The organism is Streptomyces sp. NPDC057877, from assembly GCF_042796855.1.
Taxonomy (GTDB): Bacteria; Actinomycetota; Actinomycetes; order Streptomycetales; family Streptomycetaceae; genus Streptomyces.
The window spans coordinates 264,064-279,452 of record NZ_JBHVMS010000012.1; the positions used below are offsets into that span (position 1 = coordinate 264,064).

General features: G+C 72.6%; 21 protein-coding genes. 13 read left to right on the forward strand and 8 right to left on the reverse strand.

Annotation, left to right across the window (positions count from 1 at the left end; translation table 11 throughout):
* Positions 1-4: 4 nt before the first annotated feature.
* The gene (locus ACFVQG_RS32995) at positions 5-1,264 is read right to left on the reverse strand and encodes an extracellular solute-binding protein (protein WP_383390601.1); all 1,260 of its coding nucleotides are present in this window, start codon (positions 1,262-1,264) and stop codon (positions 5-7) included.
* Between the two features lie 215 nt (positions 1,265-1,479).
* Between ACFVQG_RS32995 and ACFVQG_RS33000 the strand changes: the two genes are divergently transcribed.
* Entirely contained in the window at positions 1,480-1,695 is a 216-nt protein-coding gene (locus ACFVQG_RS33000; protein WP_383390603.1) for a dodecin, read from the forward strand.
* A gap of 27 nt (positions 1,696-1,722) precedes the next feature.
* Here the strand turns inward: ACFVQG_RS33000 and ACFVQG_RS33005 are convergent, their stop codons facing one another.
* Complete coding sequence (locus ACFVQG_RS33005; protein ID WP_383390606.1) at positions 1,723-2,214, reverse strand: hypothetical protein; 492 nt, start codon at positions 2,212-2,214, stop codon at positions 1,723-1,725.
* A gap of 55 nt (positions 2,215-2,269) precedes the next feature.
* Here ACFVQG_RS33005 and ACFVQG_RS33010 point away from each other — a divergent pair, with 55 nt between their 5' ends.
* From ACFVQG_RS33010 to ACFVQG_RS33060, 11 genes are all read left to right on the forward strand, one after another.
* Positions 2,270-3,268, forward strand: a complete 999-nt coding sequence (locus ACFVQG_RS33010) for an LLM class flavin-dependent oxidoreductase (RefSeq protein WP_383390609.1) — start codon at positions 2,270-2,272, stop codon at positions 3,266-3,268.
* 233 nt (positions 3,269-3,501) lie between these two features.
* On the forward strand, positions 3,502-3,759 hold the full coding sequence (locus ACFVQG_RS33015; protein ID WP_383390750.1) for a gas vesicle protein: 258 nt from the start codon (positions 3,502-3,504) through the stop codon (positions 3,757-3,759).
* Between the two features lie 35 nt (positions 3,760-3,794).
* Positions 3,795-4,289 (forward strand): gas vesicle structural protein GvpA, encoded by a 495-nt coding sequence (locus ACFVQG_RS33020; protein ID WP_383390753.1) that lies wholly within the window; start codon positions 3,795-3,797, stop codon positions 4,287-4,289.
* The gene (locus ACFVQG_RS33025; RefSeq protein WP_383390611.1) at positions 4,286-5,044 is read left to right on the forward strand and encodes a GvpL/GvpF family gas vesicle protein; all 759 of its coding nucleotides are present in this window, start codon (positions 4,286-4,288) and stop codon (positions 5,042-5,044) included. Before ACFVQG_RS33020 ends, ACFVQG_RS33025 begins: the two co-directional genes overlap by 4 nt.
* A 3-nt stretch (positions 5,045-5,047) precedes the next feature.
* A complete protein-coding gene (locus ACFVQG_RS33030) occupies positions 5,048-5,290 on the forward strand; it encodes a gas vesicle protein GvpG (RefSeq protein WP_383390612.1) in 243 nt (80 codons plus the stop codon).
* Positions 5,287-5,568: a hypothetical protein gene (locus ACFVQG_RS33035; RefSeq protein WP_383390614.1), complete on the forward strand. Its 282-nt coding sequence runs from the start codon at positions 5,287-5,289 to the stop codon at positions 5,566-5,568. Before ACFVQG_RS33030 ends, ACFVQG_RS33035 begins: the two co-directional genes overlap by 4 nt.
* Positions 5,569-5,576: 8 nt before the next feature.
* Positions 5,577-6,401 carry an SRPBCC family protein gene (locus ACFVQG_RS33040; RefSeq protein ID WP_383390617.1) on the forward strand — a complete coding sequence of 275 codons (825 nt, stop codon included), beginning with the start codon at positions 5,577-5,579 and terminating at the stop codon, positions 6,399-6,401.
* Between the two features lie 18 nt (positions 6,402-6,419).
* Entirely contained in the window at positions 6,420-6,773 is a 354-nt protein-coding gene (locus tag ACFVQG_RS33045; RefSeq protein WP_383390623.1) for a gas vesicle protein, read from the forward strand.
* Positions 6,770-7,558 carry a GvpL/GvpF family gas vesicle protein gene (locus ACFVQG_RS33050; protein ID WP_383390626.1) on the forward strand — a complete coding sequence of 263 codons (789 nt, stop codon included), beginning with the start codon at positions 6,770-6,772 and terminating at the stop codon, positions 7,556-7,558. Before ACFVQG_RS33045 ends, ACFVQG_RS33050 begins: the two co-directional genes overlap by 4 nt.
* Entirely contained in the window at positions 7,555-7,791 is a 237-nt protein-coding gene (locus ACFVQG_RS33055) for a gas vesicle protein (protein ID WP_383390629.1), read from the forward strand. Before ACFVQG_RS33050 ends, ACFVQG_RS33055 begins: the two co-directional genes overlap by 4 nt.
* Positions 7,788-8,084, forward strand: coding sequence for a gas vesicle protein K (locus tag ACFVQG_RS33060; protein WP_383390631.1), 297 nt, complete (start codon positions 7,788-7,790; stop codon positions 8,082-8,084). The genes ACFVQG_RS33055 and ACFVQG_RS33060 overlap by 4 nt, the downstream gene beginning before the upstream one ends.
* 101 nt (positions 8,085-8,185) lie before the next feature.
* Here ACFVQG_RS33060 and ACFVQG_RS33065 read toward each other — a convergent pair whose 3' ends face one another.
* The 6 genes from ACFVQG_RS33065 to ACFVQG_RS33090 all read right to left on the reverse strand — a co-directional run bounded on the left by ACFVQG_RS33065 (position 8,186) and on the right by ACFVQG_RS33090 (position 14,263).
* Complete coding sequence (locus ACFVQG_RS33065) at positions 8,186-9,031, reverse strand: DUF2382 domain-containing protein (protein ID WP_383390633.1); 846 nt, start codon at positions 9,029-9,031, stop codon at positions 8,186-8,188.
* 100 nt (positions 9,032-9,131) lie between these two features.
* Entirely contained in the window at positions 9,132-9,899 is a 768-nt protein-coding gene (locus tag ACFVQG_RS33070) for a lysophospholipid acyltransferase family protein (protein ID WP_383390635.1), read from the reverse strand.
* Positions 9,899-10,675 (reverse strand): GNAT family N-acetyltransferase, encoded by a 777-nt coding sequence (locus ACFVQG_RS33075; protein WP_383390638.1) that lies wholly within the window; start codon positions 10,673-10,675, stop codon positions 9,899-9,901. The genes ACFVQG_RS33070 and ACFVQG_RS33075 overlap by 1 nt, the downstream gene beginning before the upstream one ends.
* A 216-nt stretch (positions 10,676-10,891) precedes the next feature.
* Positions 10,892-11,641, reverse strand: a complete 750-nt coding sequence (locus ACFVQG_RS33080) for a succinate dehydrogenase/fumarate reductase iron-sulfur subunit (protein ID WP_383390641.1) — start codon at positions 11,639-11,641, stop codon at positions 10,892-10,894.
* Positions 11,638-13,590 (reverse strand): fumarate reductase/succinate dehydrogenase flavoprotein subunit, encoded by a 1,953-nt coding sequence (locus ACFVQG_RS33085; protein WP_383390643.1) that lies wholly within the window; start codon positions 13,588-13,590, stop codon positions 11,638-11,640. The genes ACFVQG_RS33080 and ACFVQG_RS33085 overlap by 4 nt, the downstream gene beginning before the upstream one ends.
* Before the next feature lies 1 nt (position 13,591).
* Entirely contained in the window at positions 13,592-14,263 is a 672-nt protein-coding gene (locus ACFVQG_RS33090) for a succinate dehydrogenase (RefSeq protein ID WP_383390755.1), read from the reverse strand.
* 131 nt (positions 14,264-14,394) lie between these two features.
* Here ACFVQG_RS33090 and ACFVQG_RS33095 point away from each other — a divergent pair, with 131 nt between their 5' ends.
* Complete coding sequence (locus tag ACFVQG_RS33095; protein ID WP_383390645.1) at positions 14,395-15,279, forward strand: LysR family transcriptional regulator; 885 nt, start codon at positions 14,395-14,397, stop codon at positions 15,277-15,279.
* Positions 15,280-15,389 lie beyond the last annotated feature (110 nt).

The following is a 15,389-nucleotide window of genomic DNA, read 5'->3' on the forward strand; positions in this document are numbered from 1 at the left end:
CCGCTCAGGCGACGGGGACCGCCAGCGCCTCGGTGATCCGGCGTGAGGCGCGGCGGGCCTCCGTCGCGGGGTCGGCGCCGTTGAGGACCCTGGTCATGTACTCCTTGATCGGGTTGTCCGCCTCGACGTTGGCCCACTCGGGGGTGGCGGGGGTCGCCCGGCCCTGTGCGGCACCGGCCGCCATGGCGGCGACCCCCTCCTCACCGGCGACCGCCTTGGCCAGCGTGGTCTTGTTGGGGACGTAGTTCATCGTGCGGGCCAGCTCGGTGTTCCACTTCTCCCCGGCGAGCGCCGAGACGACGGCGATCGCGCCGTCCCGGTGGTCGGTGTTCTTCGGTACGACGAGGTCGGAGCCGCCGGTGAAGACCGCGCCGGGCCTCTCGGCGGTCGGGCCGGGGACCGGGAAGAAGCCGAGCGCGTCCTCCAGGTCGGGGTTCTGCTGGACGATCGCGCGGGCGGTGCCGGGGACGGCGACGATCTGCGCGACCTCGCCGGAGGCGAACACCCCGGCCTGCGGCGGGTGTTCCTCGTCGGCGTCGACCGGGCCCTCCCCGAGCGCCTGGAGCTGCTGGTAGAAGTCCATGCCGCGCAGGGCGGCGGCGCTGTCCAGGGTGCCCCGCCAGGTGCCGCCGCTGTCCTTGGCGAGGTCGCCGCCCTCGTCCCAGATGAACCCGGCGAGGGTGTACCAGTCCTGTCCGGCGAGGTAGATGCCCTGGTCAGCGCCCGCGTCGAGCTGCTCGGTGGCGGTCAGCCACTCCTCACGGGTCCTGGGCACCTCCTCGATCCCGGCCCGCGCGAACAGGTCCTTGCGGTAGATGACGACGCGGTTGGCGGCATACCAGGGGATGCCGTACTGCTGGGACAGCTGCTCGCCGGGCTCGGCGAGGCCGGGCAGCCAGTCGCGCATGCCCCAGTCCCGCATCGACTCCAGGGTCAGGTCGACCAGGCCGCCGCCGTCGACGTACTGCGAGACCTGGGTGTTGCCGACCTCGATGACGTCGGGGCCGTCGGCGGCGTCGTCCTCGAGGGCGGCGTGCACCTTCTCGCCGATGCCGGTCCACTCCTGGATGCGGATGTCGAGGTCGAGGTCGTCGTGCTCGCGCTCGAACTCCTCGGTGAACCGGTCGATGAACTCCTGCGACGCGCTGTCCTTCATCAGCCACACGGTGACCGTCCGCCGCTCGGTGCCGCCCTCCGGCAGCAGCCCGCAGCCGCTGGCCAGGGTGGCGGACAGACATACGAAGGCGAGCAGGCGACGTCTCACGAGGGGGTCCTGTTCTGTCTGGTGGACAGGGGCGGGGGGCCCGACGTGGGGGGACGAGCGCCAGGGGCTCGTACGGGTGTGCTGGATTTTGGTATGGACCAATGCGGAGGTCAAGCGGGACAAGAGGGACGGAAGCGACACCTCGCGCTTCGTCGCAGCCTGGGGCACGGTGGAGTGACGCACGACACACCGACCACGGCGGAAGGAACCCCCGCATGTCGAACCACACCTACCGGGTCACGGACATCGTCGGCACCTCGCCCGAGGGCGTGGACCAGGCCATCCGCAACGGCATCACCCGCGCCTCCCAGACCCTGCGCAACCTCGACTGGTTCGAGGTCACCGAGGTGCGCGGCCAACTGGACAACGGGGACATCGCGCACTGGCAGGTGAGCATGAAGGTCGGTTTCCGCCTGGAGGACACGGACTGACGTCCGAGCCCGTGGAGCCGGGGCCGCTCAGGTGCGGCCCTCCCGCTCCTGGGCCACCTTCAGCTCGGCGGACGGGGTGGCCCAGCGGGCGCGTACGACGGTGAAGCCCGCGCGTTCGGCATCCTCGCAGACGAGTTCGTCGTCGTCGACCAGGACCCGGATGTCGCGGGTGCGGGCCAGGCGGCGCAGCGTCTCCAGCTTGGTGCGGCGGGCGGGCCTGCGGTCGTCGTCGCGCCGCATGTACACCCGCCCCTCGGGCAGCCCGTGCGCGGCGAGCCACTCCAGGGTGTCCCGGCGGCAGCGCTCGGGCCGCCCGGTGAGGTAGACGACCTCGCACTCCTCGGCGTGCTCCAGCGCCAGCGCCACCCCCCGCGCCAGCGGCGGGTCGTGCGGCGCCGCCGCGAAGAACGCGTCCCAGTCGCGCGGCCCGCGCTCCAGGAACCGCTGCCGGTGCGCGGTGTCGGCAAGGGTGTTGTCCAGGTCGAACACGGCCACGGGGCGCTTGCTGTCGGCTGTCACACGGCCACCCTAGACAACGCGGGAATGCGCCGCCGCGCCAGGCGTTGAACCCTGCGTGGGCTCCCTGATCGCGTCGACGCGCTTCTCCGTCCTGGACCGTTCCCGCACCCGTGAGGGGCGGCCGGACGGTGAGGCGCTGCGTGACACCGTGCGCCTCGCGCGGGAGGCGGAGCGGCTCGGCTACCACCGCTTCTGGGTCTCCGAGCACCACGGCGTGCCCGGCGTCGCGGGCTCCGCGCCGACCGTGCTGGCCGCCGCCGTGGCCGCGGCGACCACCAGCATCCGGGTCGGCACCGGCGGCGTCATGCTGCCCAACCACCAGCCGCTCGTCGTCGCCGAGCAGTTCGGCGTACTGGAGTCCCTGTACCCCGGCCGTATCGACATGGGCCTCGGCCGCTCGGTCGGCTTCACCGACGGCGTGCGCAAGGCGCTCGGCCGGGACAAGCACGCCGCCGAGGACTTCGCCGCCCAGCTCGACGAACTCCTCGGCTGGTTCCGCGGCACCTCCCCGGCCGGCGTGCACGCGCGCCCCGCCGAGGGCCTGACCGTGCCGCCGTTCGTGCTGGCGATGGGCGAGGGCGCCGACATCGCGGCCCGCGCGGGCCTGCCGATGGTGATCGGCGACCTGCGGAGCGGGGAGCGGATGCGGCGCGGCATCGACCGCTACCGCGACCGCTTCCGCCCCTCCCCCTGGGCGGCCGAACCGTACGTCGTGGTCTCCGGCACCATCGCGGTCGCCGCCACCCCCGAGGAGGCCCGGCGGCTGCTGCTCCCCGAGGCCTGGTCGATGGCCCACTCCCGCACCCACGGCACCTTCCCGCCCCTGCCGCCCGCCGAGCGGGTCGAGTCCCGCACGATGACCGCCAAGGAGCGCGGCTTCTACGAGGAGGGCCTCGCCGGGCACGTCGCGGGCACCGAGGAGCAGGTGGCGCACGAGCTGGAGACGGTGCTGAAGGAGACCGGCGCGCAGGAGGTGCTGGTCACGACCAGTACGTACGACCGCGCGGCCCTGCTGGACTCCTACCGGCGACTGGCGGCGGTCACCTCCGGTTAGCGGCCTGCCGCCCCCCTCGCCCCCGGATGGGCCAACTCCGCACGCGCGCCCCGCCCCCTGCCACCAGAGTGGGCAGCATGACGGAATCCGGCGAGCGACGGCGCGGCCCCGCCTCCTCCCCCGCCCGCGAAACCACGCGCGAACCCACGCGCGAAACCACTCGCGAACCCACGCGCGGCCACGCCCGCGAACACACCGGCGAACAAGACCGCGGACGCACCCGCAAGAACGGCCTGCGCGGCGCCCAGGACGCCGCCGAGTGCGCCGCGGAGAGCCTCAGCGGCCTCATCCGGCACCGGCTGGAAGGCGTCTCGGCGGTGCGCCGTGGCGAGGACCACGGCTGGATCGTCAACGTCGACGTCCTGGAACTGGCGCGCATCCCCGACACCACCAGCCTGCTCGCCGTCTACGAGGTGGAACTGGACGCGACCGGCGAACTGACCCAGTACCGCCGCATCGCACGCTACCGGCGAGGGGCCCAGGACCAATGAACAGCAGCCCCGAGCGGCAGCCCGGAAGGACACCGATGATCACCTACGAAGAAGAGGTCGTCTGCGCGCCCCGCGCCGGAACCCTTTACGACGTCCTGGAACTCATCCTCGACCGCGGCATGGTGATCGACGTCTTCGTCCGCGTCTCCCTCGTCGGCATCGAGATCCTCAAGGTCGACGCCCGGATCGTGGTCGCCAGCGTCGACACCTACCTGCGCTTCGCCGAGGCCTGCAACCGGCTCGACCTGGAGCACGACGCGCGCAGCAAGACCGTGCCGGAGCTGTTCGGCGGACCGGTGACCAAGACGCTCGGCCGGGCGGGCGTCAAGCGGGCCGGGCGGTCGCTGACGGAGAAGGTCCACGACCTGCTCACCCCGGAGCCCGAGGACGACGAGGAGCCCGGGACCGACGAGCGGGACGAGAGGGACGAGCGGCCGCGTCGCCGCACGTCCGCCGAGCGCCCCGCGCGCCGGGAGAGCGACCGCCCGGCCCGCCCGCGCGCCCGCCGCCGCGACCACGAGGAGGAATGACGGTGCCCGCGACCACCGCCACCGCGTCCGACACCCTGTACGTCTACGGCATCGCCCCCGCCGACGTGCGCCCGCCGCGCTCGACCGGCGTTGCCGGAGCGCGGGTGCGGCTGCTGCACGAGTCCGGACTGTGCGCGGCGGTGTCCGACCCGCCGGAGCGGCTGCGCCCCCGGCGCCGCGACCTGGCCGCCCATCAGGCGGTGCTGGCGGCGCTGGCCGCCCAGGGACCGGTGCTGCCCATGCGGTTCGCGGTCGTCAGCCCCGACGCCGACGCCCTGCGCACCCAACTGCGCGTCGGCCGCCAGGACCTGACCCGCCAGCTGGAGGACGTACGGGGCTGTGTGGAGATGAACGTCAAGGGCGCCGTCGTACCCGGCTGCTTCGCCCAGCTGGTGCGCCGGGACGAGCGCCTGCGCGCCCTGGCCGCGCGCACCCGGCGGCGCCCCGGCTACCAGGCGAACGTCCAGCTCGGCGAGGCCATCGCGCGGGCCGTGCGCACCGAGGCGCGCCGCGCCGCCCAGCAGGTCCTCGCCCGGCTGGTCCCCCTGGCTGTGCGCACGGCGGAGGGCGAGGTCGACGACGAACAGGTGCTCAGCGTGTCGTTCCTGCTGCGCGCGGCCGACGAGCGGCGGTTCCGGGACGCGGTCGCCGAGCAGGCCCGCGCCCACGGTGACCGGCTGGCGCTCAGCGTCACCGGGCCCCTGCCCTGCTACAGCTTCGTCGACACGCGGCCCGCCGCCCCGGCCGGGCGGTGACCGATGGGACTGGTGAGCGGACTCCTGCTGCTGCCGCTGGCTCCGGTGCGGGGGACCCTGTGGGTCGCCGACCACCTGGTGACCGAGGCCCGGCGGCAGGCCCACGATCCACGAGCCGTGCGGGCCCGCCTCGCCGCGCTGAACGACGCCCTGGACCGGGGCGACATCGACGAGGCGGCCTTCGAACGGGAGGAGGAGCGACTGCTCACCCTCCTGGAGCGACACCGACAGGGAAGGCAACCATGAGCGACAGCAAGGTGGCCATCGCGGCGGCCGTGGCGGGCGGCTACCTCCTGGGCCGTACGAGGAAGGCGAGGCTGGCCCTGGCCGTCGCCTCGTATCTCGCCGGACGGCACGGCATGGCGACCCTGCAACGGGCGCCGCACTTCCAGGAGTTGTCGGACCAGATGCGCGGCGAGCTGTTCCAGGCGGGCCGTGCGGCGGTCACCGCCGCCGCGAACCGCCGTCTGGCGGACCTCGCCGACTCCCTCCGGGACCGCACCGACGCCCTCTCCGGCAGGTGACACCCCGGATGGCGACCTCCTCTGCGGTGGACGACCTGAAGGGCGCGCTGGGCGGCTACGTCTCCGCGCGGGTCGGCCGCCTGACCGAGCGGCTGACGGACGCCGCCGGGAAGGGCGGTCGGCGCCGCGACGGGGGCGGCGGCGGGGTCAAGGCCACGCACATCATGGAGTCCGTCGACGTGGGGGTGCCGCTGCGCACCGCGTACGACCAGTGGACCCGGTTCGAGGACTTCAGCGTGTTCACCAAGGGCGTCCGCAGCGTCACCCGGTCCGACGACGTGGAGTCCGACTGGAAGATCAAGGTCGGCCCGTCCAGCCGCGGTTGGCGCGCGACGGTGCTGGAGCAGTTGCCCGACGAACGGATCGCCTGGTCCTCCGAGGGCCCCAAGGGCACCACCCGGGGCGTGGTCACCTTCCATGAGCTGGCGCCCACCCTCACCAGGATCGTCGTGGTCGTCGAGTACCACCCGGCGGGCTTCTTCGAGAAGACCGGCAACCTCTGGCGCGCCCAGGGCCGCCGACTGCGCCTGGACCTCAAGCACTTCGCCCGGCACGTCACCCTGCACGCCGACGAGGAGGTGGAGGGCTGGCGCGGCGAGATCCGCGACGCCGAGGTGGTCCGCACGCACGAGGAGGCGTATGAGGACGAGGTCGAGGACGAGTACGAAGAAGACGAAGAGAACGAAGAGGACGAGTACGACGATGAGGCCGAGGACGACGGCGAGGAAGAGGACGACGAAGAGAGCGAAGACGAGTACGAGGATGAGGACGAGGACGAGGGCGAGTACGACGACGAGGACGAGGGCGACCGCCCCGGCCGCCCGCGTCGCTGACCGGCCGGGAGGCACGCCGTGACCGACGTCGGCACCTGGCCGCCCGCGGCCGACGAGGCGCAGCCGTACGCGCCCGTCACCGGGAACCTCGCCGACCTGCTCGAACGCGTCCTGGACAAGGGCATCGTCATCGCGGGTGACATCAAGATCGACCTGCTCGACATCGAGCTGCTCACCATCCGGCTGCGGCTGTTCATCGCGTCGGTGGACACGGCCAGGAAGGCGGGCATCGACTGGTGGGAGACGGATCCCGCCCTGTCCTCCCGGGCCGCGAAGGACGCGCTCGCCCAGGAGAACGCCCTGCTGCGGGAGCGCCTCGCGGCACTGGAGGGCGCCTCGGACCCGGACGACGAGCGGGAGGGGTCCCGGTGACCACGACCTTGGTGTGCGCCTTCGCCGTCACCCGCACCCCGCCGTCCGCGACCGGTCCGATCGACGCGCCCGGCCACGACGGCGGCGGCCCGCTGCGGGTCCTCGCGGCCGGGGACCTCCGCCTGCTCGTCCAGGAGGTGCCCGCGGACCGCTTCGACGAGGCCGCGCTCGCGGAACGGCTCAACCGGCCGGAGGAGTTGGAGGGCGTCGCCCGCGCGCACCACCGGGCCGTGGCGGCGGCGGCCCGGTGGGGTCCGGTCGTGCCCCTCCCGCTGGGAACGCTGTATCGCACCGAGGACGCGGCCGTGCGGGCCGTCACCGAGCGGGAGGCGGAGCTGGCCGCCCTGCTCGACCGGCTGCATGGCCGTACGGAGTGGGCGGTGAAGGTCCATGCGGCCGCCGATCCGGCACCGCGCGAGGCCGCGCCCGGCGGTGTCGACGGGCGCGCGTACCTGAGCCGGGCCAGTGCCCGGCGCCGTACCCGGAACGAGGAACGCGAGCGGGCCGTGGCCGAGGCGCGGGCCGTGGACCGGGAGCTGAGGCGGTACGCCGTGGCCGCGACCCGGCACCGGCCGCAGAGCGAGCGGCTGACCGGCACCGCCGCACCGCAACTGCTGAACGGCGCCTATCTGGTGGACGACGGGCAGCGGGCGGCGTTCACCGGCGCCCTGGAGCGACTCGCCGCCGAGGGGCGGCGCGGGGGCGTCGAGGTCGTCGCTTCGGGGCCGTGGATCCCGTACTCCTTCGCCCGCCTGGACGAGTCGCGGCAGGAGGTCGGCGTATGACCGTGTCCCAGACGCGGGCGCCGGTCCCGTGGGAGGAGCCGGAGCCGTACGCGCCGGTCGGGGTGCCGCTGGTCGATCTGCTCGACCGGGTGCTGGCGACCGGGGTGGTGGTCAGCGGGGATCTGGTGCTGGCCATCGCGGACGTGCCGCTGGTGCGGATCTCGCTGCACGCCCTGCTGTCGTCGGTCAACGAGCGGGTGCCCGCTCCCTGGCCGGACAGCGGGCCGCTGTGAGCGCGCCGCGCACCCGCTCCGTGGACCTCGATCCGGAGCGGGTGGCGAACGACCTCTCGGCGCTCGTCCTGACCGTGGTGGAGCTGTTGCGGCAGCTCATGGAACGGCAGGCGGTGCGCCGCTTCGACGAGGGGACGCTCAGCGCCGAGCAGGAGGAACGGCTCGGCACCGCCCTGATGATGCTCGACCGGCGCATGGACGAACTGTGCGAGCGGCACGGGCTGAGCCGCGCCGACCTGAACCTCGACCTGGGTCCGCTGGGCCCGCTGCTGGCGGACCCGGACGCCCTCTAGTCGCGCGGGTCCGCCAGCGCCTCGGCGTCACCGGCGTGCGGGTGCGGTGCCCGGCTGACGCGGGCGGCGCCGACCGCCGCCCGGTGCCACGACGTGACGGGTCAGCCGTCCTGCGGCCGGATGTCGCCGGGCTCGACGCCCTCGGCCTCGATGTGCTCCTTGCGGACCCGGCCGCGTACGGTCTCCTCCTCGGTACGCTCGTCGGTGGTCATCCGCACCCGCTCCACGGGTACCGCCTCGGTCTCCACGACGGGGCGCTCCTCGTGCAGGGTGACCTCGTGCTCGGCCTCGCTGATCTCGGGGCCGGAGAGCGCGGCGTCGCGGTTGGCGTCGGTGATGGGCTCCCGTTCGACGCGCACCTCCTCGTGCCGGAGCGGCACGGTCGTCTCGACCTCCTCGGTGACGACGTACTTGCGCAGCCTGGCCCGTCCGGCCTCGCGCCGTTCGACGCCGACGTGCATCTGCTCCTCGGAGCGGGTCATGGCGTCGTCGTCGGCGTACCGCCCGGTCCTGCCCGCGGCACCGGCCATGCCCGCGGTACCGGCGGTGTCGGCCGCACCCGCCGTGCCGGTGGCGTAGCCGGTCTGACCGTACTGCCCGGTCTGGTCACCGTCGTCGAGGACGCTGTCCCAGTTGATGCCGTAGTAGTCGTAGAGGCGGTGCTCCTCCGACTCCGACAGGTGGCCGCCCGCATCCACGTCCACGTTGGGCGCTTCCTTGACCTGGTCCTTGTGGTAGGGGACCTCCACGCGGTCCTCGACGAGGTGCGCGTCCCGGATGGGGACGAAGGACTCGTTGGAGCCGAACCACCCGGTCTTGACGGTCACCCACTCGGGACGGCCGGACATGTCGTCGAAGAAGACGTGCTTGGCCTCACCGATCTTGTGACCCTCCCCGTCGTAGACCGGGTGGTCCAGTACGTTGTTGATCTGCTCGCGGGTGATCATCTGGCATCACCCTCCTTCCGGAATGAGGTGCGACGCGTTCCGAGTCACCGCCACAGGGGTGCAGAAACGGGACAAAAGCACCTCAAAGCACATATTTCACTCACCCGGTCTGTGCGGCGTGGGCCAGCGCGCGGCGGTCCGGGTGGGTGACGGGCGGGATCACGGGCCGTACGTCCACCTCCGCGACCAGGCCACGGGTGGCCGTCACCCGCCAGAGGGAGGCCAGCAGGGAGTCGTCCCCGACGAAGGCGGCGGCCGTGCTGGCGGCCCCGCTGTCCAGGCGGTAGCCCAGCCGTACGGGCTGCACCGGGACGCCCGCGTCCAGGGCCGCCTGGAACACGGCCCGCCGGAAGGTCCCCTGCGCGCGCCCGCACCAGGTGCTGCCCTCGGGGAACACGCCCACGGCGGCGCCGGAGCGCAGCGCGCCCGCGAGGTGCGCGACGGTGCCCGGGAGGGCGCGCAGCCGGTCGCGCTCGATGAAGACGACCCCGGCCCGCGCGGCGAGCGCCCCCGCGACCGGCCACCGCCGTATCTCCACCTTGGCGATCATCCGCGCGGGGCGTACGGCGGCCAGCAGCGGGATGTCCAGCCAGGAGATGTGGTTGGCGACCAGCAGCACCCCGCCCGCCGGGGCGGCGCCGCCGCGCATCCGGACCCGCACCCCCGCGGCGCGTACGACCGTCAGCGCCCACCAGCGCACCAGCGCGGCCGGGACGCGCCTGCCGACCGGCAGCAGCACGATCCCGGCGAGCAGCACCACCGCCACGGCCGTCAGCCGCAGCACGGCCCGCACCACGGCCGCACCCCGCTGAGCGGGCTCCACGCACGCCCGCGGGGTGCAGGGCGCGCCGGGCAGCCAGACGCTCATCAGACCGAGGGGACGAGGGAGAGGAAGTGCCGCAGATAGCGCTCGTTGACCCGGCGCATGGACAGCAGCACGTACAGGTCGGCGACGCCGAAGTCCGGGTCGTGGGCGGGCTCGCCGCAGACCCAGGCGCCGAGGCGGAGGTAGCCGCGCAGCAGCGGCGGCAGCTCGGTGCGTCCGGTGGGCCGGGCCACGCCGTCCGGGCTCCAGGGCAGCAGCGGCCGTACCCGGTACTCCTCGGGCGCCAGGTGCTTGGCCCGCACCCGGTCCAGGGTGGCGGCGGCGAGGGCGCCGCCGTCGGCGAGCGGTACGGAGCAGCAGCCCGCCAGCCACTCGTGGCCGCGGTCGGTCATGTAGCGGGCGATCCCGGCCCAGATCAGGCCGATGACCGTGCCGTCGCGGTGGTCGGGGTGGACGCAGGAGCGGCCGACCTCGACGAGTTGCCCGCGGATCGGGTCCAGGTTGCCGAGGTCGAACTCGCCCTCGGAGTACAGCCGCCCGGCGACCGACGCCCGCTCGGGCGGCAGCAGCCGGTAGGTGCCGACGACCTGTCCGGCCAGGTTGTCGTGGACGAGCAGGTGGTCGCAGTAGGCGTCGAACGCGTCGACGTCGAGCCCGGGCTCCTCGCTGGCGAGCAGCGCACCCAGCTCCCCGGCGAAGACGTCGTGCCGCAGCCGCTGGGCGGCGCGTACGTCGGCCTCGTCGCGGGCGAGGGTGACGGTGTAGCGGGTGGGGGCCGCGGGCTGCGGGGGACGGTCGAGCGTGGAAACGCCGGTCATGGCTTTCTCCTGGTCACGGGCGAAGACGGCGAGCGGTGCCGTCGCTCCTGTTGTCCCGAGGGTGGTTGGCGTGTACGTGACCACTGCCAGGAGAGCTGATGTGAAGCTGTTGAACGGCGGACGCGGCCCGTGCGCCGGAAACGAGACGGGGCCGGGGATGAGCACCACCCCGGCCCCGCCCGCCCGCCGTTCCGGCGAACGTCTGGTGACCGCCCGCTACCGCTTCCCCGCCTTGCGGGTGGCCCGCAGCCACTCCTTGTTCATGCTGGTGATGGACATCAGCGGAATGCCCTTGGGGCAGGCGGTCGCGCACTCCCCGGTGAGGGTGCAGCCGCCGAACCCCTCCTCGTCCATCCGCGCCACCATGTCAAGCACCCGCGACTCCCGCTCGGGCGCGCCCTGCGGCAGCACGTTCAGGTGGTTGACCTTGGCGGAGGTGAACAGCATCGCGGCTCCGTTGGGGCAGGCCGCCACGCACGCCCCGCACCCGATGCACTCCGCGTGTTCGAACGCGAAGTCGGCGTCCGGCTTCGGCACCGGCGTGGCGTGCGCCTCCGGCGCGGACCCGGTCGGCGCGGTGATGTACCCCCCGGCCTGGATGATCCGGTCGAACGCCGACCGGTCCACCACCAGGTCCTTGATCACCGGGAACGCGGACGCCCGCCACGGCTCGATGTCGATCGTGTCGCCGTCCTCGAAGGACCGCATGTGCAGTTGGCAGGTCGTCGTCCGCTCCGGCCCGTGCGCGTCCCCGTTGATCACCAGGGAGCAGGCGCCGCAGATGCCCTCGCGGCAGTCGTGGTCGAAGGCGACCGGGTCCTCACCCTTGAGGATGAGTTCCTCGTTGAGGGTGTCGAGCATCTCCAGGAACGACATGTCCCGCGAGATCCCGTCCACCTCGTAGGTGGACATGGCGCCTTCGGCGTCGGCGTTCTGCTGGCGCCAGACGCGCAGGGTGAGCCTCATGCGTAGCTCCGCTGGGTGGGGTGGACGTACTCGAAGACAAGGTCTTCCCTGTGCAGCACGGGGGCCGTGCCGGTGCCGGTGAACTCCCAGGCCGCGGCGTAGGAGAACCGCTCGTCGTCGCGGGCGGCCTCGCCGTCGGGGGTCTGGGACTCCTCGCGGAAGTGGCCGCCGCAGGACTCGGCGCGGTGCAGCGCGTCGAGGCACATCAGCTCGGCCAGCTCCAGGTAGTCGACGACGCGGTTGGCCTTCTCCAGCGACTGGTTGAACTCCTCGCCGGTGCCGGGCACCTTGATCCGCCGCCAGAACTCCTCCCGGATCTGCGGGATCCGCTCCAGCGCCTTGCGCAGTCCGGAGTCGGTACGGGCCATGCCGCAGAACTCCCACATCAGCTCGCCGAGTTCACGGTGGAAGGAGTCGGGGGTGCGGTCGCCGTCGACGGACAGGAGCAGGCTGAGCCGGTCCTCGGTCTCGGCCAGGACCTCCCGCACGGCCGGGTGTTCGTCGGTGACGGGCGCCAGGTGCGAGGTGCGGGCGAGGTAGTCGTTGAGGGTGGCGGGCAGCACGAAGTAGCCGTCGGCCAGACCCTGCATCAGGGCGCTCGCGCCGAGCCGGTTGGCGCCGTGGTCGGAGAAGTTGGCCTCGCCGATCGCGAACAGACCGGGGACGGTGGTCTGGAGGTCGTAGTCGACCCACAGGCCGCCCATCGTGTAGTGCACGGCCGGGTAGATCCGCATGGGCACCTGGTACGGATCCTCGTCGGTGATCCGCTGGTACATGTCGAAGAGGTTGCCGTACCTGGCCTCGACGGCCTTGCGGCCCATGCGCCTGATCGCGTCCGCGAAGTCCAGGTAGACGCCCTGGCCGCCGGGGCCCACTCCCCTGCCCTCGTCGCAGACGTTCTTGGCGGCGCGGGAGGCGATGTCGCGCGGGACCAGGTTGCCGAAGGACGGGTAGACGCGCTCGAGGTAGTAGTCGCGTTCGTCCTCGGGGATCTGGTTCGCCGGGCGGTCGTCGCCCTTGGCCTTCGGCACCCAGATCCTGCCGTCGTTGCGCAGCGACTCGCTCATCAGGGTCAGCTTGGACTGGTGGTCCCCGGTGCGCGGGATGCAGGTGGGGTGGATCTGGGTGAAGCAGGGGTTGCCGAAGTACGCGCCGCGCCGGTGCGCCCGCCAGACGGCGGTGGCGTTGGAGTTCATGGCGTTCGTCGACAGGTAGAAGACGTTGCCGTAGCCGCCGGAGGCGAGGACGACGGCGTCCGCGTAGTAGGTGTCGATCTTGCCGGTGATCAGGTCCCGGGCGACGATGCCGCGCGCCCGCCCGTCGACCACGATCAGGTCGAGCATCTCGGTGCGGGGGTGCATCTCGACGTTGCCCGCGGCGATCTGCCTGCTGAGGGCCTGGTAGGCGCCGAGGAGGAGTTGCTGGCCCGTCTGGCCGCGGGCGTAGAAGGTACGGGAGACCTGGACGCCGCCGAAGGAGCGGGTGTCGAGGAGGCCGCCGTACTCGCGGGCGAACGGCACGCCCTGCGCCACGCACTGGTCGATGATCTCGACGGAGATCTGCGCGAGGCGGTGGACGTTGGACTCGCGGGCCCGGAAGTCGCCGCCCTTGACGGTGTCGTAGAAGAGGCGGTGGACGGAGTCGCCGTCGTTGCGGTAGTTCTTCGCCGCGTTGATCCCTCCTTGCGCGGCGATGGAGTGGGCGCGGCGCGGGGAGTCCTGGTAGCAGAACTGGACGACGTGGTAGCCCTGTTCGGCGAGGGTGGCCCCGGCGGAGCCGCCCGCGAGGCCGGTGCCGACGACGATGACGGTGTGCTTGCGCCGGTTGGCCGGGTTGACCAGCTTGGCCTCGAAGCGGCGCTTGTCCCAGCGCTCGTGGACCGGTCCTGCGGGGGCCTTGCTGTCGGCGACCGGCTCGCCCGTCGCGTAGTTCGTGTACTCAGCGGTCATGTCAGCTCACCAATCCGGTCATGACGCCCACGGGTGCGGCGATGAAGCCCAGCGTGAGCGTCAGCGCCAGGACGTTGGCGGTGGTCTTCAGGGCGCGGTCGCGGGTGCGGCTGCCGACGCCGAGGGTCTGGGCGGCGCTCCAGAAGCCGTGCCGGATGTGCAGGCCGAGCGCGAGCATCGCGGTGAGGTAGATGACGTTGCCGTACCAGGTGGAGAAGGTGTCCACGACGTTCTGGTAGGGCTTGCCGGACTCGAAGCCGCCGGTGTGCACGGTGCCGGTGGTCAGGTCCAGGATGTGCCAGACGATGAACAGGCCGAGGATGATGCCGCCCCAGCGCATGGTCCGGGTGGCGTAGGACGACCGGGGCTTGCTGTGCACGTACTTGCTGGGGCGCGCCTTGAGGTCGCGGCGGCTGAGCTGGTACGCGGAGACGGCGTGCGCGACGACGGCCACGATCAGCACCACGCGGATCATCCAGAGCGCCCACTCGTAGTGCAGGAAGGGTTCGCCGAGGGTGCGCAGCCAGTGGGCGTAGTGGTTGAACTCGCCGGGTCCGAAGAAGATCTTCAGATTGCCGATCACATGGACGACCAGGTAGATCAGCATGATCAGTCCACTGACCGCCATCACTGTCTTCTTGCCGACGGAGCTGTCCCACATCGTGCGCGCCATGGACGGCCGTCGGTCCGTCCGCGTTGCCAGAGCCATGGGTCAAGACGCTAGGGCCGAAGGTCCCCATCGGTCCAAGACATGGAACACCTTGATTCGATAGGGACTGCCTATGGTGTGCCTATGCTGGGGGCATGCAGTTCCAGCAGCTCCAGTACTTCGTGGCGGTCGCCGAGACGCGCCACTTCACCCGTGCCGCGGATCTCGTGCATGTGGCCCAGCCGTCGCTGTCCCAGCAGATCAAGGCGCTGGAGCGGGAGCTGGGGGCGGATCTGTTCCTGCGCGCCCGCGGGAACATCACCCTCACCGACGCCGGGGAGGCGCTGCTGCCGCTGGCCCGGCGGATCCTCGCGGACGCGGAGACGGCGCGGCTCGAGGTGCAGGAGCTGGTGCAGTTGCGTGGGGGGCGGGTGCGGCTGGGGGCGACGCCGAGTCTGTGCACCGGGCTGCTGCCGGATGTACTGCGGGCCTTCCATGACCGCTATCCCGGCATCCGGCTGCTGATCGAGGAGGGGGGCTCGCACGACCTGGTACGGGAACTGGCGCGGGGGGCGCTCGATCTGGCGCTGGTGGTGCTGCCACTGCCGACGCCGTCTCCGGCGCTGACCACGGTGGAACTGCTGCGGGAGGACCTGGTGGTGGTGTCGTCGCCGGAGGCGGCCCGGCCGGGGGGTGAGCGGCGGACGGTGCGGATCGCCGATCTGGAGAGTGAGCGGCTGGTGATGTTCCGGCACGGCTACGACCTGCGGGAGCTGACGGTCGCCGCGTGCCGTGCGGAGGGGTTCGAGCCGGACTTCGCGGTGGAGGGGGGTGAGATGGACGCGGTGCTGGGGTTCGTGCGGGCGGGGCTGGGGGTGGCCGTGGTGCCGCGGATGGTGGCGGCGCGGTCGGGGCGGGGGCTGCGGGTTACTCCGCTGGCGCGGCCTGGGCTTCATCGCACCATCGCGCTGGCGCATCGGAGTGATGTGGCGCCGCCGCGGGCCGCGCGGGAGTTGCAGCGGATGCTGTTGGAGCGGTGACCGGGTTCCGGGGACGGGGTTGATCGCCGTCGCGGAGTGCGGGTGCGGGTGAGTGGGGGCTGGTCGCGCGGTTCCCCGTGCCCCTTTCAGGCATGCTGTGCGCGCCCCCT